This is a genomic window from Xenorhabdus indica, assembly GCF_014467235.1.
Taxonomy (GTDB): Bacteria; Pseudomonadota; Gammaproteobacteria; order Enterobacterales; family Enterobacteriaceae; genus Xenorhabdus; species Xenorhabdus indica.
In genome coordinates, this window is the sequence record NZ_NKHP01000011.1 from 64,969 (window position 1) to 82,890 (window position 17,922).

Genomic DNA, 17,922 nt, shown 5'->3' on the forward strand with positions numbered 1-17,922 from the left:
TATTATCCTTTTATTGAACTTCTAGTATTTTTTTCACTGAATCCCAGACTTGTTCTACTGATATGTCTGACATGTTATCTTGACGGGTTGCCTGTTGATAATCTATTGGATGTTCAATCACAGCCAATTTTGCATGCTGTTGTGGAGCAAGAAAACGACCAGGATGGAAACTATGGTACATGGCAACCATTGGGATCCCTAATGCTCCTGCCAAATGTGTCGTCCCGGTATCAACACCAACATACAAATTAAGTTGGCTCATAATCGCCGCATTTTGGCGCATCGTCGTTTTACCCGCCAGAGATGTACATCTCTGTACTCCCAACATTTCAGATAATCTTTCTGCCGCTGCCGCCCCATCCTGGCTACCCAACAGTAAAATGTGGGCAGCAGGATAACGAGCATAAATACGCTGGGCTAACTCATAAAAAGATTCTACAGGCCAATCACGGTAAGCTTTCGCAGGAAAACTTTGTAGTTGAAAACCAATCCTTAGTTTATCTTCCAACCCATAATGCCGGAGAAAAGAACTCGCATATTCTGCTTCATTTTGACTCACACAATACTGCAACCGCCAATCATAAATCTCAATCCCTAACGCATTAGCTAACAATGCCCTTTCCTGCTGAGCCTGCATAAGTTTTTGGGGTTTTTCTATAAGCAATTCATTTGGGGTTTTGCGGGATGTATCAGAAAAGCAAACAACCCGATTTGCTTTTCGTCTGGCATATTGTAGTAAAGGTTTATCATGATTATATACTAATGCCAAATCATAACTCTGACGAGAAAACCAACTAACCCACTTCGCTTTTCCTTTTGAAAAAACATTTATTGAATTGATTTCATCAATATTCTCAAGGATCTCTTTTGTTCTTTTATGCGCCAATACATCAATATTGGCTTCTGGCCAGTTTAACTTTAAAGCCCGAATTACCGGTGTTACAAGTAACGTGTCACCAAAACGTGCAATATTGATAATCAAAATGTTTTTAGGTTGCATAATAATGAATTATAAAATTATCCACTCAGAGACCAACTCAAGAGAACATACATCAAAGTTATTTAGGACATATTGAATAGATTGTTCCATACAAAAGCCAAACAAGAGTTTTATTTCATTTGTTCTATTTCACTTATAGTATATTAGTCACATATTAGATAAAATGGTAATATGAGAGCAAAACAATACGATCTCCCACTAATGATTATCACTAACAACAAAAATAGACTCCATTTTATCTAACATATTATCCATACTGAACAAACGTGTGGCTCGTTTAAATGAAGCATTTCCCATCTGCAAACGTACATCTGCATTTCTCATTAACAGATCTAATTTTTCAGTTAGTTGTTCAATACATTTAGGTTCAATAACATAGCCTGTTTCATCATCAATCACAGCTTCAGAGATAGCGCCCACTGATGTAGAGACCACGGGTAATCCGCACGCCATTGCCTGCATGATACCTTGTGGGACCCCTTCATTTCCAAACGAAGGCAATGCAAAAATATCCATCGCATTTAAACAGTCCGGAACATCCTGACGATTACCAAGAAAAATGACACTATCCGTCAGTCCTTCTAATTTAACCCTGGGCTCAAGATTTTTTCGTTGTGGGCCATCTCCAACAAACAGTAATTGCCAATCAGGATAGCGTTGATGAAGTATTTTCCAGCTATCCAACAGGTAACGATGCCCTTTCCAGGTTCTCATTGTCGCCACAATACCCAGAGTCGGTTTATCTGCAATTCCAATACGCTGGCGGCACAGTTGTTTATTTTCAGGCTTAAAACGTGTCAAGTCGATACCTGTCGGTACAGATGTCATATGAGATAGCGGATAGCCATTATTCGTATGGAGATATTGGCGCAACTTCTCCCCTGTTGTCACAATGTGCTGGCAGGATTTCAAATAGAGCCAGCGGGTCGCTATGGAGGTTGAAACATTGGTGGAAACATGACGGGTTCGAACTATTGGTGGCATTCCCCTTAATGTGGAACATGCCGCAGCTACCAGCCAAGAATCAGTAGAACTGTGAGTGTTAATGATATCAAACCGATGGCCTTCAGCCTTCAACCAACGGCGCATTGCCATAAAGCATGAAAGACGTTTTTTTTCAATTGGCAACGCAACGACAGGAACACCATAATGGTGAGCTTCACGGTAAAGTGTCGAAGTTGGGCAACAAATGATAACAACATGATGCCCACGACGCATCATCCCCTGAGATTCCGTCAGAATACGAATCTCTTGCCCTCCCCAACCACGCGACGATTCCGTATGTAAGATATTCAAGGTTTTTCTAGTCATTTTCTGAGCCACGCCTGACAGTTCATATATCAAAAAGCGTTAGTATAACTGAACGTCATATTACGTTCACGGGTAACCGATAACCAAGTTTAAGATTAAGGAGGGATTGGTGTATTTTAGGTATAAAAAACCCAGCTTTCGCTGGGTTTTTTAAATTCACTAAAATTATTTGATTTTAGCTTCTTTGTACATTACATGCTGACGAACAACTGGATCAAATTTTTTCATTTCCAGTTTTTCAGGCATAGTACGCTTGTTCTTCGTAGTGGTATAAAAGTGACCAGTACCAGCAGAAGAAACCAGTTTAATTTTATCGCGAATACCTTTAGCCATTTTTCAGCTCCTTAGTATTTCTCACCACGGGCACGCAGTTCAGCAAGAACTGTATCGATACCCTTTTTGTCAATCACACGCATACCTTTAGCAGATACACGCAGAGTTACAAAACGCTTCTCAGACTCAACCCAGAAACGGTGAGAGTGCAGGTTAGGCAGAAAACGACGCTTGGTCGCATTTAATGCGTGAGAGCGGTTGTTACCACTCACAGGGCGCTTGCCAGTAACTTGGCAGACTCGGGACATGTCTATTCTCCAAAAATCAAATCAGCTCGAGCTTTGTATTGGGTATGGCCGCCTCGTCAGGCTTAGGAGCCCATCTCAGCAAATTTTCTTTACTGATAAAGAACGTTACTGAAAAGAATCACATTTTCTCAGCCAAAAACTCACTGAGATAGGCTCTTCTCGCCAAGCCCAAGATCCTCAAAGGTGGCGTAGTATACGCCCTCATTCGCTGATGCTCAAGTCCCGCACAACTAAGATCTGACCGGTTCGTGAAAAAACCGTATTAAATCCAACCTCTTTCCATAAAAGAAACGCAATATTGTTTGCCTATGACAATATGATCCAAAACCTTAACACCGACTAAATTACACGCATCAATGATTTTTTCTGTCACCAGTTTATCTGCCAGACTAGGTTCTGGATTACCGGAAGGGTGATTATGGGCAAGAATAATAGATGCTGCATTAACTTTAACCGCCTGTCTTACGATTTCACGCGGATGGACTTCAACTTTGTTTATTGTTCCCTTGAACATCTCATCATGACAAATCACTTTATTCTGATTTGTCAAAAACAGCACGACAAAAACTTCCCGATCCTGCCAAGACAATAAATCCTGCAAATAACGTTGAGTCGCGGCAGGGCTGCTCATAACATCTTCATGGATAAATTGGCTGGAGAAAAAACGCCTTGCCAATTCAGACACCGCCTGTAACTGAACATATTTGCACACACCCATGCCTTTATGCGCACAAAAATCAGCATAATCGGCAGAAAGCAAGTGATATAATGAGCCAAATGATTGCAGCAGATGTTCCGCCATTTTTACAACAGGCACACCTCTAGCCCCTGTGCGTAAAAATATGGCCAACAACTCCGCATCCGTCAGAGCAACCGCACCATACGCCAGCAATTTCTCTCGGGGAGCAAGATCTGAATGCAATTCATCGTCTTTTTCCACTATTGTGATATCCATTCTACTTCCTCCCTTAAATATCTTTTGCTGGCTGGCTAACAGCCATGAAGATGACACCCTATGGCTTTAATATCCACATCATCAATATCCCATGATGAAAAAATCACCGCCAGTCTTGTGCGTATGGTTTGCGTAGCGCTTCGCAAACTTAGTATTTCTCAGCGACAGAACAAGAGCTCTCAACGCCATATGCTCAACACTCTATTTTCTTATGATAGAATCTTGAGTAATTGTAACTTACAGGTGGACAATCAGAATGGCAGAACTTTCCGGTAAAGGGCTTTCTGGTAAGCATATCGTGCTCGGCATCAGTGGAGGTATCGCCGCTTATAAAACAGCAGAGTTAGTACGGCGTTTACGTGATTATGGTGCTCAGGTACGCGTCGTGATGACTCCGGCAGCAGAAGCTTTTATTACCCCATTGACATTACAGGCTGTATCAGGTTACCCGGTTTCTGACGATCTTTTAGACCCGGCAGCAGAAGCGGCGATGGGGCATATTGAGCTGGCAAAATGGGCTGACTTGATTATTCTCGCTCCTGCGACGGCAGATCTATTAGCTCGGTTAAGTATTGGTATGGCAAACGATTTAGTCACAACTATCTGTTTAGCTTCAGTAGCCCCCCTGGCGGTCGTTCCTGCGATGAACCAGCAAATGTACCGTGCACAAGCCACCCAACATAACCTCAATATACTGAGAGAACGTAATGTGTTGATTTGGGGGCCGGATGAGGGAAGCCAAGCCTGTGGCGACGTAGGGCCGGGAAGAATGATTGAACCTATGGCGATTGTCGAACTGGCAACGCAACTTTTTAACCCTATTCAAGATTTAATGGGCCTGCAAATAACAATTACAGCCGGGCCAACTCGTGAAGCCTTAGATCCTGTCCGTTTTATTACCAACCATAGCTCCGGTAAAATGGGATTCTCCATCGCACAGGCAGCCGCAGAACGTGGAGCTAAAGTCACACTGATTGCAGGCCCTGTCAATCTGACTACGCCTCAAAATGTCAAACGTATTGACGTAACCAGCGCATTGGAAATGCACGAGCAAGTACAAGCAATCGCAGCTTCACAACATATTTTCATCGGCTGTGCTGCCGTCTCTGATTACCGTTTCAAGCAGATATCAGATGAAAAAATCAAAAAACAGGGTGATGAAATCACCTATACATTAGTCAAAAATCCTGACATCGTAGCGAATGTTGCAGCAATGGAAAAACATCGTCCCTTTGTCGTTGGATTTGCAGCCGAAACCCAGAATGTGGAAGAATACGCCCGCGTAAAACTCAAGCAGAAGAATCTGGACTTGATTTGTGCGAATAATGTATCTCTGGCTGAACATGGCTTCAACAGTGATACTAATGCATTACATCTGTTCTGGCATGATGGCAGCATTAACTTACCGCACAGTAATAAATTACAACTCAGCCACCGCTTATTAGACGAGATATTCAAACGCTATGATGAAAAAAATCGACGTTAAAATCCTTGATCCCCGCATCGGGCAAGAATTTCCTTTACCGACCTACGCTACTCCTGGTTCTGCGGGCTTAGATTTACGTGCTTGTCTGGATAACGCAGTGGAACTGGCACCTGGCCAGACCGAACTTCTGCCAACAGGGATTGCTATCCATATCGCGGATGAACAATTGGCTGCGGTCATTCTTCCCCGCTCAGGTTTGGGTCATAAACATGGTGTAGTGCTTGGTAATCTGGTAGGGCTCATCGACTCTGATTATCAAGGGCAACTGATGATTTCTGTTTGGAACCGTGGTGATAAGACATTCACCATCGAACCGGGCGAACGTATTGCCCAAATGGTTTTTGTGCCCGTTGTACAGGCTGAATTTAATTTGGTTGAAGATTTTGAGAGCACAGAACGTGGAGCTGGTGGTTTTGGTCATTCTGGTCGTCAATAACTTTCCATAAAGCCTGATACCGTCAACCAACTTTTATATTTTTGCCCATCATCAACATGGGCAAAATGTATACCCTTTATCTTTCAAGTCTTGACTTGGAAGATAAAGGGTATCGCTGGATTTGTTTTGCTGTCTTAGCAGGGGTTTACCACACATGGCAGAAAAAGAACGTACAAAAAAGAAAAACAGACGTGAAGAAATCTTGCAGGCACTGGCACATATGCTTGAATCCAGCGATGGCAGCCAGCGTATTACAACTGCAAAACTTGCCGCCAACGTTGGAGTTTCTGAAGCTGCACTTTATCGTCATTTTCCAAGCAAAACCCGGATGTTTGATAGCCTGATTGAGTTTATTGAAGACTCTTTAATTTCTCGCATCAACCTGATTTTGCAAGATGAAAAAGAGACCATTCCTCGAATTCGGTTAATCCTGATCCTCATTTTGGGCTTTGCAGAAAAAAATCCAGGTTTAACCCGTATCATGACAGGCCATGCCCTGATGTTTGAACAAGACAGATTACAAAACCGTATCAACCAACTGTTTGAGCGTATTGAAGTACAGCTTCGCCAAATCTTAAAAGAGAAAAAAATACGGGATGGACAAGGGTTCAGTTATGACGAAACTATATTAGCATCACAATTACTGGCTTTTTGTGAAGGCATGCTCTCTCGTTTTGTTCGCTCTGAGTTCCGCTATCGACCGACGAAAGAATTTGAAATACGCTGGCCCTTGATATTGACCCAACTACAATAAATTTCCCAAACCTGTTACGCACATTTTTTATTCTGGGATCTTTTCATGACAGGATATGGAAATAATAACATGCGTTTTTCACTAACGTTTTTTGTATAAATTTGTGTTAACATGCTTTGGCTAGCTGAGTTGACTACCTAATCGCTCAGTAATGACATTCCTTCCACATTATCTGCGGGATGTCATTTCTACTACTCACCCCGCCCACCATTGGGCGAGGGATTTTTTTAGTCTGTAATTTTTACAGAGCAATCAACCAGAACGAACTATCAAATACCGTATTCTCTGCGGTAAGTTTCCACCGCCTCTAAATAAGACTGCATTTCTGGGTTTTCACGCAGATAGGTAATCAAATCATTCAAGGTAATGATAGAGAAGACCTTGCAGTGATAATCACGCTCAACTTCCTGGATAGCCGAAAGTGTTTCCCGTCCACGCTCCTGACGATCCAGACACAAAATAACGCCAGACAACGTTGCACCATGTTGTTTGATAATTTCCATTGATTCACGAATAGCGGTTCCTGCTGTGATCACATCATCAACTACCACAACTCTTCCTTGTAATGGGCTGCCAACCAGTGTTCCTCCTTCCCCATGATCTTTTACCTCCTTACGGTTAAAACAATAAGGCATATCAATATCGTGATGTTCCGCCAACGCCACTGCGGTTGTAGTTGCAATTGGAATACCTTTATAAGCTGGTCCAAATAGCAAATCGCATTGAATACCGCTATCCTGCAATGCCGCAGCATAAAAACGGCCAAGCAATGCCAAATCACGTCCGGTGTTAAATAACCCTGCGTTGAAAAAATACGGACTCTGACGACCGGATTTCAGCGTAAATTCGCCAAATTTCAGCACCTGTTTTTCCAGTGCCAGTTCAATAAATTCGCGCTGATAGGCTTTCATGGGGTTCTCCTCTTGTGCATCATTTGATTCTTATCGCCATTATCTCAGACATAAAAAAGGCGACTCTTCAGCCGCCTGATCCATTTATTTTTTCAATTCATCTTGTTTTAGAGAATCTTCTTTTGGAAAACATTGCGTTAGCGCATCTCGCTGCGCGGCAAAAATAGTTGCCAATCCTTCTTTCGCAAGGGAGAGTAATGACAGCAATTCATCATGACTAAACGGTTCACCTTCTGCCGTGCCCTGAACTTCAATCATTCGTCCATCATCCATCATGACAACATTCATATCAGTCTCAGCCGCAGAATCTTCTACATACTCTAAGTCACAACGCCCCTCTCCATCAACGATACCAACAGAAACTGCGGCTACCATTGATTTCAACGGGCTTTCTTTCAGTTTGCCATTAGCAACCAGCTTATCCAGCGCATCTACCAAAGCTACACATGCGCCGGAAATAGCGGCGGTACGCGTGCCTCCATCTGCCTGAATGACATCACAATCTAACGTGATGGTATATTCACCCAGTTTTTTCAAATCTACGGCAGCGCGCAGTGAGCGAGCGATCAGACGCTGAATTTCCATCGTACGACCAGTTTGCTTGCCTTTAGCGGCTTCACGGGCGTTACGGGTATTTGTCGCTCGTGGCAACATACCATATTCTGCCGTGATCCAACCCTGCCCCTGACCTTTCAAAAAACGTGGAATTCCTTCTTCAACGGAGGCATTACATAACACTTTGGTGTCCCCGAACTCAATCAACACAGAACCTTCTGCGTGTTTAGTGTAATGACGGGTTATTTTAATAGGACGAACCTGCCCTGCCGCTCTTCCTGCCGGACGCATTCCTACCAGGCTCATAGTGTTCTCTCCGCTGTTAATACTTTATTGGGGGCGCATTATACGGCCTAACGTGGCGAATGCCTATCCTGCATCTGCCTGGAACGTTATAATCATTCATCATTTTATAAATTGGGAATGAGTTATGATCCGTAGCATGACCGCTTTTGCGCGGCGAGATATCAAGGGAGATTGGGGAAATGCAGCCTGGGAATTGCGCTCTGTCAATCAACGTTACCTGGAAACTTATATTCGTCTGCCAGAGCAATTCAGAAGTCTGGAACCAGTCATCCGTGAGCGTATCCGTTCCCGTCTGACTCGCGGCAAAGTGGAATGTAACCTACGTTTTGAGCTGGATATCCGCGCTCAGGGTACACTGATTCTTAATGAAAATCTGGCCAAACAACTTGTTGAAGCAGCAGGCTGGATTAAACAACTGAGCAATGAAGGGGAAATTAACCCTGTAGATATTCTGCGCTGGCCGGGTGTAATGGCTGCCGAAGAACAAGATCTGGATGCCATCAGCACACAATTGCTTGCAGAACTCGATATGGCGCTGGATGCCTTTATCCAAAGCCGAGAAACTGAAGGCCAAGCGCTTAACGCACTGATTGAACAACGTTTGGATGCCGTAACTGAGGAAGTCAGCAAGGTCCGTGTACAGATGCCAGCCATCCTGCAATGGCAACGTGAACGGTTACAAACCAAGTTGGAAGAAGCCCAGATTCAGTTGGAAAATAACCGTCTTGAGCAAGAGTTGATCTTATTGGCTCAACGTATTGATGTGGCAGAAGAGCTGGATCGCTTGGATGCTCATGTCAAAGAAACTCGTAATATTCTGAAAAAGAAAGAAGCTGTCGGCCGCCGCCTCGATTTTATGATGCAGGAATTTAACCGCGAATCGAATACATTGGCATCAAAATCAATTAATGCGGATGTGACTAATTCTGCGATTGAATTAAAAGTGTTGATTGAGCAGATGAGAGAACAGATTCAAAATATTGAATAGTGTTTCATAAAAACTCACAAAATATCAAAAAGCCATATAATACAAGTTATTAATGGCTTTTATTCTATCAGAATGTTGCACAAAGATTCACAATAGCGCATGACTATCGTGTACCCAAAGGTGTACCCATAGCACATTTATAAAATCATTTTGGGTACACCTTACTTTTTTCATTGGAGATTGCACAATGCCTAAGCTCACAGATAAAGAGATCAGAGCGTGGATAAAGTCGGGCGAAAGATTCGAAGGGAAAGCGGACGGTAACGGGCTATATCTATGCTATCGAAAAACCTTTAAGCACCCTATATGGCGTTTTAGGTATAAGTTTGCAGGTATGCCAAGAGTGATAACTTTAGGTTCATACATTGATCTATCACTATCAAAAGCAAGAGAACGAATTTACCAGAGAGCTATCAGAGCGGGTTGCTTTGGGCTATGACGTTGCTAGCGAAAAACAAGAAAGTAAAGCCAAAGCACTGGCAAAGATTGAGGCTGAAAAGAACGCTATCAAGGTCATGAACTCAATAGTTAGATCGTTTAGAAAAAGTAGTATTCTGTTTCAATGAACGTTCCTATCACTTTATCGTGCATCTTTTCGGATTTGGAATAACCTATCGTTTTTCGATTCAGCCTTTTTAGGCGGATACAGAGGGTGAGATTGGTTCTCTCGATACGTTGGGTAAATTTCTTTCCGGTGAGGTGTTTTCCTGCTGCGACCACCAAACACATGCGCCACTATCCGTTTCATACAAGGTTCCCAGGCGTACCAGAGCCAGCGCTGATTCTTCTTGCTACCGACAAATGCCCATTGCTCGTCTATTTCACAGATAATCTGAATGTCACTTCCCGCCAGCGGCAGTGTGGTTACGTTTCTTGGCGTGAGCTTTTTAATGTGCGAATGACCGTGTTAATGCCAATTTTCAGAACACGAGCGGTATCTCTAACACCAGAGTTATTCATTACTATATCAACAATCTGCTCTTTCATTCCGGGATTACAGGCTTGATAGGTGTAATTCAGTTGAAAGGTTTTGGTAGGCATAGCAGTGATAACGCGGATGCCCATTACGCCCTTTTCCATGTCCTTTCACCGCTTCCGCTTTGTGACGGTAACGGCAAACCACATCCACTTTAGCCATATCTCACCCGTAATAAAAAGCGGGGAGTTTATCATAATATCTAATTATTGGGAGCATTACCAAATTATGATGGTTAATTTTTAAACTTATATTATTAATTAAAAATACCAACTGCTATGTTATTTTTTCTTAGGTAAGGGAGTTTCTTTATTGACATCAATCATATCAAGGTTATACAAATCAAAATTCACATACTCTTTTAATGTTTTTGGAGATTTATATATCCTTGGTTTACCATAAACGAATACAAACGCTGTCGGCTTAATTTCGGCAGAGATAGATGAAAGCCTTTTTGTTACTAATTTTTTAATAGGATACTTTTCAATTAATTTGTCTCCTATATAAAGAGAAACAGGCAAAATTTCATCTAATTCATTCTTGAAACCTTTTTTAAACTTAATTTTGTATCCTTTTTCATGTCTATCAACATAAGCCCAGCCATAATAAATCAAGCCATATTCTGGTAAATCCTCAAGCTTTTGCTCCCAAATCAGTTTTAAAAATGAAGAATATGGGATATTCATACCACTTATATTGATGGACCTGTTACTAATAGTATTATCAGATGAATATCTGAGAAACCTGCTTACTATAGTTCTAACAGAATAAACATTGCCAATAAAACCAATTTGTTTAAGATTATATGAAATGTTTTTGTTTTTATATTTTATGTTTCTTTTCAAATCTTCCAACTTAAAATCTATTTTTTTATCATTAACTTCATAATACGAAGGAGGTCTTACCAGTAAAAAAGAATCAACAACAGAAAGATCAATTGATTTTTTCTCGGTATTATTTTTTTCTAAAATTAGCTCAGTTATTTTCAAAGGTACTTTATTAAAAACCTCACAACTTTCATCATGATCGCCATAAACCCTAAAATGTGGAACAACCTTCATTTTTTGGGTTTCTTCATCGATATTTGCACACGTTACTTGGGCCCGGCAATTCTCACCAGGACAAATAAAAGCCTTTTTGCTAGTAATGAGACCTGCCCAGTAAAACTCGTAAGCTCTATCAGCATCAATAAAATCTTCTATTTCTAAGGAATAAGCAACATCTAAAGACATATTAATTCCATCAAATTTCAGTTGGATAATAGTAGCATTCATTTATACTGCGTAAATCGCGAACGATCAAACACAAATAAAATTAATGTACCACTCAAGGTAACACAGGAATAAATAATATATAAATCAATATATTATCAAATAAAGTCAGCTTAGATTCAAAAATATTGAATAATGTTTCTTAGCGATTCACAATATCTCAAAAGAAAGAGGTTTTACCTGAACTTAAACCAGTAAAAATAACATATCAAATATAAGCTATTTAGTAGAACAGAAACTGTTAAAACCAATATCAAAATAACGTCATAAGCTACATAATTAATATATCTCATTCATATTTGATAAGGGGTGCGGTCCGATCATTAAGAAATGAAGGGGGTCCTTCTTATTGTATAATTTTAATCCGCAGCAAGATGAATTTTGTTATTTCTCCGTCTGTTATTTTAAGTCATCCTGCCATCAAAACATGCAGCTCACCAAATATTGACCAACTGAATTTAGCCATGCCCATACTCTCCAGTATTGATGAACCCGTTTATTTATGTTCACAGGCGGAGAAGTCTCCCACCGCCTTCATGTTATTTAGCAATATGTATTGTTGATTAAATGAGGGAATAAATATGCAAGATAAAAAACCTGAAACAAAGGCATTAGATGATAGCGGTCTTGTGATCGTTACAACACCGGAATATATCAAAGATTCAATCAAAGAAGCGATAGAAAAACACGCCCTAAGTCGCAACCATCCAGATGCAACGCTACGTGATAAAGGATTTGTTACCCTGAGCAATGATGTCAGCAGTGATAGCGAGGCTAACGCAGCAACACCAAAAGCAGTGAAAGTAGCCTATGACCTAGCCAATACAGCCTACCAAAACGCCAACAATGCGAATAACAATGCCAATACCCGCTTAGCGAAAGACCAGAACGGAGCTGATATTCCTGATAAAGACACTTTTGTAAATAATCTCGGATTACGAGATACAGTCAATCAGGCGGAAAATGCCTTGCCAAAATCAGCTATTGTTCAACAAACTGGGGTATCTAATGATCTTGTGATGAGCCAAAATGTGACAACTATGCTGATTAGTGAGCTTATCAAAAAAGAAGACGCTGAATTATTGGCAGTTCCCATCGGTGGTATTTTAATGTGGTGCAGTGATCTACCGCATCCCAATAACTTCCTGCCGATGGAGGGCGGACAAATTGACCCTAATAAATATCCTGAATTACTCAAACACTACCCTTCAGGAAATCTGCCAGATTGGCGGGGTTATGTGCCTCGTGGATGGGATAAAACCGGAAGTGTTGACCCAGAGGTTGGGAGGGTATTGGGATCATTTCAGGCTGATGCTATCAGAGATATCACAGGAGTAATTAGGACAGGTAGTCGTAAAACAGATGAGATTTCCGATCATACAACTGGAGTATTTTCCACCATTGACCAAGGTAGAGGAAGTCACGTTTACAGTGACGCATTTGGAGACGATGGCTACGTTTATGAAGATCGAAAATTTCGTGCATCTTCCGTTGTCCCGACATCGGCTGAAAATAGGATGAAAAATGTTGCGGTGATATTTTTAGTAAGGGGAAGGTAATGACTCAACCAACAGAACCACCGATACAATTTGACGAAAATGGATTTGCTCTGTCCTATGGTTGGGTACAGGTTTATTGCACGAATGCGGTAAACCGGGAATATATCGGAACAAAACTGGAACGTACCTTTATTGGTGTTACTTTATCTGCGGGATCGTATCTGGATGAACCCAAACTGCCCAAAGCGCCGAATAAGGTGATTTGCCGGACAGTTGACGGCAAATCATGGGAGTATGTATCAGATTACCGGGGTAAAAAGGCATACCATATTCAGACTCGTGAACATATTGAGATAATGGAAATTGGGGATCTTCCCACAGAACTCACGCTACTGGAGCCGAAAACTCCCTTTGATAAATGGAATGGTACACAGTGGGTGACGGATATTGAAGCACAGCATCAACATGAAGTGCAGCAGGCAAAATCTCAGAAACAACAATTGCTGATTGAGGTGTTTCATCGGATTGCTCCACTACAGGATGCCGTCGATTTAGGTATTGCCACTGATGCCGAAAAATCTGCATTCACTGCATGGCGTAAATACCGGGTGTTGCTCAGTCGGGTGGATTGCTCAATTGCCCCTGATATCGTATGGCCTGAACAACCAAAGTGATAACAGGAGCACTATTGCTGTCTGTTGGGGAAACGCTCATACCTAAGTCAGTATTTGGTTTCATCGTCCCAATGTGGTTCGTCGGTGTTGGAGTTTCTATGGCGATTTCTGTTGCACCTAATGGCGCACTACAAGGTTTTGATCATATGGCCGGCACTGTAACAGCACTCTACTCTTGTCTGGGAGGGTTATTGTTGGGAATAGGCGGAACGCTCACCATTACCTTTTTATCCAATGCGACTACCTGGCCAATTGTCGCTTATTGCCTAGTTCTGGCAACCGTAGTGCTTTGTTTATCCTGTTTTATTAACAATGAAGGGTACAAGCAATCGGATCAAAATCATTAAGTGGATGATCTATAGATACCGCGATATGAATAACTTCTTTCTGAAGTCTCATATCGCGTGTTCTGACAATATTCTATTTCAAGCAATTGGTTTAATTCGAATTATTCAAATAGTAAAAATGGTAATACGTTGTGTGAATTATCAACAAAACCTGTCAGATTTCGCCTTCGATAAAATTTCAACATCTTGAATATTCAATGTTGGAATTATCGATATGCCATGTAATAAACTAAAATATAGGTAAATAATTATGCCAATTCTTCACGATTAAAACCCTATCGACCAAATGGAGAAGATATTTTAGTTAAGCGTACAAAAAAGCAGACATGTTCTTATATTACGTATAAAAAGCATGTCTGCTTAACAATCAGGTTCTAACCAAACAGGTTACCAATCCCCTGATGCACCATCATTGTCACTTTTTCCGCCACCACCGGAAAAACTGTCATCGTTAGGGTTTGCCGTACGCTCAGTAGCAGTAGTAGGAGATTCTGAACCGGAACCACCAAATAACCCACCAAAGAGACTACTGAATAAACTGCCCAGTAACGATGCACCGAAAAAGAGCACAACAAGTATCAGGATTACGGGTAAGAAGAAAATCATCAGATAGTATCCCAACGGGATAGTAGGAAAAATACCAACCAAACTGAGAACAAAAGTACAGACAGCCACCGTTGATGCACTCTTGAGGAAACGCTTAAACCGGCCACCTTTGCGGAAAACCAGCAGTGGCAAAGATATCAGGCCGATCAACCAAAAAATCAGCAGATTCGAAAAATCTTTATCTGATATGTTGTCGGAAGTATCGCTGTTGTCGTCTTCAAAAGCCTGCGTAATCTTCGATGTTTCTTGCGACGCCTTCTCTTGCCAAGGTTGTTTTACCAAGGATTCAAGGGACTCAATGCTATTATTGAGACCTTCATAATAGTCATCCTCTTTGAAAGCAAGCTTCGCATCCTTACGTAAAATATTTGCCAGTTGAGTTTCCGTTAGCTGCTTTTTAAGCCCGGAGCCAACGGCAATACGCATCTTATGATCATTTGATGCCACCAAAAACAGAATGCCATCATTACGTTGTTTACTGCCTAGTTTCCATTCAGTGAATACGCGGGAAGCAAAGGTTTCAATACTATCACTCCCTGTCGTCGGAATAATCAAAACCGCCATTTGAACTTTGTGTTCTGATTGCAATTTTTTCAGTTTGCGAGTCAAACGTTGGTGTTCATTCTTGGTTAGGACATTGGATACATCCGTTACACTCTGGGTAAGTGCCGGCACTTCAACGAGCGTCGTCTCTTGTCGGCTCTCTTTTGCTGATACACTGCTTATGCTAAAGAAGAGCATAAATAGTATCAAAACATGTTTTATTATTGAGCGGCTATATCTTTGGGTATGTTTTATGTTGGTACTTAAACCATCCATTGGTAGATTGGAAATCATGAACATCAAATATCCTTAGTTTTATTTTATAACATCTTTCCATATCATATTATATTTACCTATCTTGTTACGTCTAATATCGTAATTATCTAAATGAATTGATGGGTATTAAAGGAATTTAATATGGCTGATATTCTGCAAAAACCGATACTTTTTATGCATTGGTTTTCCATAGAAAGCCAATGCACAGATTATACCATTTGCCTATTTTACTGCTGTTCTACTGTAATCCTTGCTGATTTCCATGCAGTCAATAATGCCAATATTGGTGCAATAGTGAAAAGTAAAAATAACCAATGGGAAGAAGAAACTGCGCCCTCAATGCCACCGGGCTGATAAAATCCAAATATGTTAGTGACCATGCCAGCCAATGCAGAGCCAAATGCTGTGGCAAATAGCTGAACAGTAGTAATAGATGAACCGGCAATATTTTTATCAGTATCATTGGAAACCTGCAAAATGCGGGTCAACAAATGAGGCCAACCAAAACCGACACCAAAACCAAATAGCCCCAAGCCAAAAATTATCGGTAGGATTATTTGCCACTCTCCCGCTGACTGATAAGGCAACATGACAAGCAATATCAACATACCAATAAGCATGAAGACAGGACCACTTACAATCGCCAAGCGAATTTTCTCACCCTGCCAACTAGCACTGAGCATTTCCCCAATCGTCCAACCAATTGCCGCAGTGGCAACCATATAACCAGAAGCTAAAGGAGATTTCCCGTGCAGAATTTGCAGAAAGTAGGGAATAAAAACATCACCCGCCAGCCCTATCACTAAAAGCGATATAGTCGCGAATAAGATCAAATGGGGAGAGTGCCAATTCAACGCATTCTCTGGAAATAATTTTGCTGAAGTGCGGGATTCATAGATAACCAATAAGGATACCAATATTACTGCTGTCACAATGCCAAGAATATTGATACGCACATCTTGTGACAAACTCCCTGCGGAGACTGCGAGTACAGCAGCGGATAGCAGAATAAGCTGCACAACGGGTAACGCTGTTTTCGTTGTATTCTCTACCTGTTTTTTGGGGAGAATCCGATAAGTGAATAAGGCATACAACAAAATAATAGGCAACATAATGCCAAACGCATAACGCCACACATTCATTTCAGCAAAAATACCACCAATAGCTGGCCCGATAAGGGTTGACACCCCCCATACCCCTGAAATTAATGCCATCGCTCGTGGCCAAAGCGATTGTGCAAATACCAGATTAATCATTGAATAGGAAAGTGCAAAGAGAAATCCACCTCCAAGCCCCTGAATGGCTCTCCCAATCAGCATAATTTCCATTGTTGGTGCGAAAGTACAAAATAGACTGCCAATAAAAAAAACCAGGGCAGCAACCAAATAAGCATTTCTTGCACCTGATGCACTCAGCAGTCGTGCTGAGAGTATCGATCCGATAATAGATGCGACAACAAACAACGTTGTATTCCAGGCATAGAGGTTCAATCCCCCGATATCCTTTACAACAGAAGGCAAAATCGTAATCGCAATCAAAGTATTAACAGCCATCAATCCCACACCCAGTGAAAGCGCTATCGCACTCGGTGCATTTTTACTGGAAAACAGATCCCTCCAGCGATTTTCCTCAGTTATTGTCATGATGATTATTCCTGAACTCAGGTTGAGTTGTGAAATTTGTTACGTTAAATTAAACAAGATAAATCTTGGAATAAATTACTGTCAGGTCTAACAATATGTCAAGCATTGACTTGGAAAATAGCATGATAACGCCACACTCTGTGAGTGAACGATTATTGATGCTATTAAAAACGCGAGGTGCTATGCAATCTGCTGATGCTGGTAAGATATTAGGCACCACTGCGGAAGCTGCCCGCCAACAGTTTGTGAAGCTGGCTAAAGAGGGTCTGGTTGAAGGGCACTCAGAAACAAGGGGAGTCGGTCGCCCTATTCAGCTTTGGTATCTGACCGACAAGGGGAACGCTAAATTTCCCAATACTCATGCAGAATTAACCGTCCAGATGATTACGATTATCCGCGATCAATTGGGTGAATCAACGTTGGATTTCATTATCAAATCTCGTGAAAAAGAAGTTTCTGATAATTATAAAATCGCAATGGAAGGAGCAACTGGATTACAGGAAAAAATTGAGCGTCTGGCTAAGATACGCTGCCAGGAAGGTTATATGGCTCAATATATCGTTCAGGAAGATAATTCAGTTTTGTTTGTTGAAAATCACTGCCCAATCTGTGCTGCCGCCAGCATATGCCAGGGTTTTTGTCGCGCTGAGCTCAAAATGTTTCGGGAAATTCTGCAAGCACAAGTGGAAAGAACTGAATATATTCTGAACGGTGCCCGACGCTGTGCTTACCGCATTACACCATTGAAATAGACCAGATAAAGCTTACATATAAAACCTACACGATTGAGCGCATGTAGGTTTT

The 17,922-nt window shown here is 41.4% G+C and carries 17 protein-coding genes and 3 pseudogenes; 9 read left to right on the forward strand and 11 right to left on the reverse strand.

Annotation, left to right across the window (positions count from 1 at the left end; translation table 11 throughout):
- Positions 1–10 precede the first annotated feature (10 nt).
- The 5 genes from Xind_RS10390 to radC all read right to left on the reverse strand — a co-directional run bounded on the left by Xind_RS10390 (position 11) and on the right by radC (position 3,847).
- On the reverse strand, positions 11–1,000 hold the full coding sequence (locus tag Xind_RS10390; RefSeq protein ID WP_047682774.1) for a glycosyltransferase family 9 protein: 990 nt from the start codon (positions 998–1,000) through the stop codon (positions 11–13).
- Positions 1,001–1,198: 198 nt separating this feature from the next.
- A complete protein-coding gene (locus Xind_RS10395) occupies positions 1,199–2,311 on the reverse strand; it encodes a glycosyltransferase family 4 protein (protein ID WP_047682777.1) in 1,113 nt (370 codons plus the stop codon).
- 165 nt (positions 2,312–2,476) lie between these two features.
- Entirely contained in the window at positions 2,477–2,644 is a 168-nt protein-coding gene (gene rpmG, locus Xind_RS10400) for a 50S ribosomal protein L33 (protein ID WP_010847629.1), read from the reverse strand.
- Between the two features lie 11 nt (positions 2,645–2,655).
- Positions 2,656–2,892 (reverse strand): 50S ribosomal protein L28, encoded by a 237-nt coding sequence (rpmB, locus tag Xind_RS10405; protein ID WP_038239873.1) that lies wholly within the window; start codon positions 2,890–2,892, stop codon positions 2,656–2,658.
- Between the two features lie 262 nt (positions 2,893–3,154).
- Complete coding sequence (gene radC / locus Xind_RS10410; RefSeq protein WP_047682781.1) at positions 3,155–3,847, reverse strand: RadC family protein; 693 nt, start codon at positions 3,845–3,847, stop codon at positions 3,155–3,157.
- A gap of 256 nt (positions 3,848–4,103) precedes the next feature.
- On the opposite strand from radC, the gene coaBC reads away from it, so the two are divergent.
- The 3 genes from coaBC (at position 4,104) to slmA (ending at position 6,523) form a co-directional block, all read left to right on the forward strand.
- Positions 4,104–5,333, forward strand: coding sequence for a bifunctional phosphopantothenoylcysteine decarboxylase/phosphopantothenate--cysteine ligase CoaBC (gene coaBC, locus Xind_RS10415; RefSeq protein WP_187650028.1), 1,230 nt, complete (start codon positions 4,104–4,106; stop codon positions 5,331–5,333).
- Positions 5,311–5,769 (forward strand): dUTP diphosphatase, encoded by a 459-nt coding sequence (gene dut / locus Xind_RS10420; RefSeq protein WP_047682787.1) that lies wholly within the window; start codon positions 5,311–5,313, stop codon positions 5,767–5,769. The genes coaBC and dut overlap by 23 nt, the downstream gene beginning before the upstream one ends.
- 154 nt (positions 5,770–5,923) lie before the next feature.
- Positions 5,924–6,523, forward strand: a complete 600-nt coding sequence (slmA, locus tag Xind_RS10425; protein WP_187650029.1) for a nucleoid occlusion factor SlmA — start codon at positions 5,924–5,926, stop codon at positions 6,521–6,523.
- A 269-nt stretch (positions 6,524–6,792) separates the two neighbouring features.
- Here slmA and pyrE read toward each other — a convergent pair whose 3' ends face one another.
- Both pyrE and rph read right to left on the reverse strand, forming a co-directional pair.
- Complete coding sequence (pyrE, locus tag Xind_RS10430; protein ID WP_047682793.1) at positions 6,793–7,434, reverse strand: orotate phosphoribosyltransferase; 642 nt, start codon at positions 7,432–7,434, stop codon at positions 6,793–6,795.
- Positions 7,435–7,518: 84 nt separating this feature from the next.
- Positions 7,519–8,280, reverse strand: a complete 762-nt coding sequence (gene rph, locus Xind_RS10435; protein WP_047682820.1) for a ribonuclease PH — start codon at positions 8,278–8,280, stop codon at positions 7,519–7,521.
- A 139-nt stretch (positions 8,281–8,419) separates the two neighbouring features.
- Here rph and Xind_RS10440 point away from each other — a divergent pair, with 139 nt between their 5' ends.
- Positions 8,420–9,283, forward strand: coding sequence for a YicC/YloC family endoribonuclease (locus Xind_RS10440; protein ID WP_047682795.1), 864 nt, complete (start codon positions 8,420–8,422; stop codon positions 9,281–9,283).
- A 187-nt stretch (positions 9,284–9,470) separates the two neighbouring features.
- Positions 9,471–9,828, forward strand: a pseudogene (locus Xind_RS10445) (Arm DNA-binding domain-containing protein); the annotation flags it as partial.
- Here the strand turns inward: Xind_RS10445 and Xind_RS10450 are convergent.
- Both Xind_RS10450 and Xind_RS10455 read right to left on the reverse strand, forming a co-directional pair.
- Positions 9,821–10,421: pseudogene (locus Xind_RS10450) on the reverse strand (IS1 family transposase). The pseudogenes Xind_RS10445 and Xind_RS10450 sit on opposite strands and share 8 nt — an antisense overlap.
- A gap of 119 nt (positions 10,422–10,540) precedes the next feature.
- A complete protein-coding gene (locus Xind_RS10455; protein WP_246432509.1) occupies positions 10,541–11,533 on the reverse strand; it encodes a hypothetical protein in 993 nt (330 codons plus the stop codon).
- Positions 11,534–12,111: 578 nt separating this feature from the next.
- On the opposite strand from Xind_RS10455, the gene Xind_RS10460 reads away from it, so the two are divergent.
- From Xind_RS10460 to Xind_RS10470, 3 genes and pseudogenes are all read left to right on the forward strand, one after another.
- Complete coding sequence (locus Xind_RS10460; RefSeq protein WP_187650030.1) at positions 12,112–13,089, forward strand: tail fiber protein; 978 nt, start codon at positions 12,112–12,114, stop codon at positions 13,087–13,089.
- Positions 13,089–13,703, forward strand: a complete 615-nt coding sequence (locus Xind_RS10465; RefSeq protein WP_187650031.1) for a tail fiber assembly protein — start codon at positions 13,089–13,091, stop codon at positions 13,701–13,703. Before Xind_RS10460 ends, Xind_RS10465 begins: the two co-directional genes overlap by 1 nt.
- Positions 13,700–14,050 (forward strand): annotated as a pseudogene (locus Xind_RS10470) (CmlA/FloR family chloramphenicol efflux MFS transporter); the annotation flags it as partial. The gene Xind_RS10465 and the pseudogene Xind_RS10470, both read left to right, overlap by 4 nt.
- A gap of 387 nt (positions 14,051–14,437) precedes the next feature.
- Here the strand turns inward: Xind_RS10470 and Xind_RS10475 are convergent.
- Positions 14,438–15,499, reverse strand: coding sequence for a TPM domain-containing protein (locus Xind_RS10475; protein WP_052189378.1), 1,062 nt, complete (start codon positions 15,497–15,499; stop codon positions 14,438–14,440).
- A gap of 203 nt (positions 15,500–15,702) precedes the next feature.
- Positions 15,703–17,118, reverse strand: coding sequence for an MFS transporter (locus tag Xind_RS10480; RefSeq protein WP_187650032.1), 1,416 nt, complete (start codon positions 17,116–17,118; stop codon positions 15,703–15,705).
- Between the two features lie 95 nt (positions 17,119–17,213).
- Between Xind_RS10480 and Xind_RS10485 the strand changes: the two genes are divergently transcribed.
- Positions 17,214–17,870 carry a helix-turn-helix transcriptional regulator gene (locus tag Xind_RS10485; RefSeq protein WP_047678972.1) on the forward strand — a complete coding sequence of 219 codons (657 nt, stop codon included), beginning with the start codon at positions 17,214–17,216 and terminating at the stop codon, positions 17,868–17,870.
- Positions 17,871–17,922: the final 52 nt, after the last annotated feature.

What these genes read in the sequence shown, in the direction of transcription:
- Xind_RS10390 (WP_047682774.1), bottom strand. Translation starts at nt 1,000, where the DNA reads ATGCAACCTAAAAACATTTTGATTATCAATATTGCACGTTTTGGTGAC.
- Xind_RS10395 (WP_047682777.1), bottom strand. Translation starts at nt 2,311, where the DNA reads ATGACTAGAAAAACCTTGAATATCTTACATACGGAATCGTCGCGTGGT.
- rpmG (WP_010847629.1), bottom strand. Translation starts at nt 2,644, where the DNA reads ATGGCTAAAGGTATTCGCGATAAAATTAAACTGGTTTCTTCTGCTGGT.
- rpmB (WP_038239873.1), bottom strand. Translation starts at nt 2,892, where the DNA reads ATGTCCCGAGTCTGCCAAGTTACTGGCAAGCGCCCTGTGAGTGGTAAC.
- radC (WP_047682781.1), bottom strand. Translation starts at nt 3,847, where the DNA reads ATGGATATCACAATAGTGGAAAAAGACGATGAATTGCATTCAGATCTT.
- coaBC (WP_187650028.1), top strand. Translation starts at nt 4,104, where the DNA reads ATGGCAGAACTTTCCGGTAAAGGGCTTTCTGGTAAGCATATCGTGCTC.
- dut (WP_047682787.1), top strand. Translation starts at nt 5,311, where the DNA reads ATGATGAAAAAAATCGACGTTAAAATCCTTGATCCCCGCATCGGGCAA.
- slmA (WP_187650029.1), top strand. Translation starts at nt 5,924, where the DNA reads ATGGCAGAAAAAGAACGTACAAAAAAGAAAAACAGACGTGAAGAAATC.
- pyrE (WP_047682793.1), bottom strand. Translation starts at nt 7,434, where the DNA reads ATGAAAGCCTATCAGCGCGAATTTATTGAACTGGCACTGGAAAAACAG.
- rph (WP_047682820.1), bottom strand. Translation starts at nt 8,280, where the DNA reads ATGCGTCCGGCAGGAAGAGCGGCAGGGCAGGTTCGTCCTATTAAAATA.
- Xind_RS10440 (WP_047682795.1), top strand. Translation starts at nt 8,420, where the DNA reads ATGATCCGTAGCATGACCGCTTTTGCGCGGCGAGATATCAAGGGAGAT.
- Xind_RS10455 (WP_246432509.1), bottom strand. Translation starts at nt 11,533, where the DNA reads ATGAATGCTACTATTATCCAACTGAAATTTGATGGAATTAATATGTCT.
- Xind_RS10460 (WP_187650030.1), top strand. Translation starts at nt 12,112, where the DNA reads ATGCAAGATAAAAAACCTGAAACAAAGGCATTAGATGATAGCGGTCTT.
- Xind_RS10465 (WP_187650031.1), top strand. Translation starts at nt 13,089, where the DNA reads ATGACTCAACCAACAGAACCACCGATACAATTTGACGAAAATGGATTT.
- Xind_RS10475 (WP_052189378.1), bottom strand. Translation starts at nt 15,499, where the DNA reads ATGTTCATGATTTCCAATCTACCAATGGATGGTTTAAGTACCAACATA.
- Xind_RS10480 (WP_187650032.1), bottom strand. Translation starts at nt 17,118, where the DNA reads ATGACAATAACTGAGGAAAATCGCTGGAGGGATCTGTTTTCCAGTAAA.
- Xind_RS10485 (WP_047678972.1), top strand. Translation starts at nt 17,214, where the DNA reads ATGTCAAGCATTGACTTGGAAAATAGCATGATAACGCCACACTCTGTG.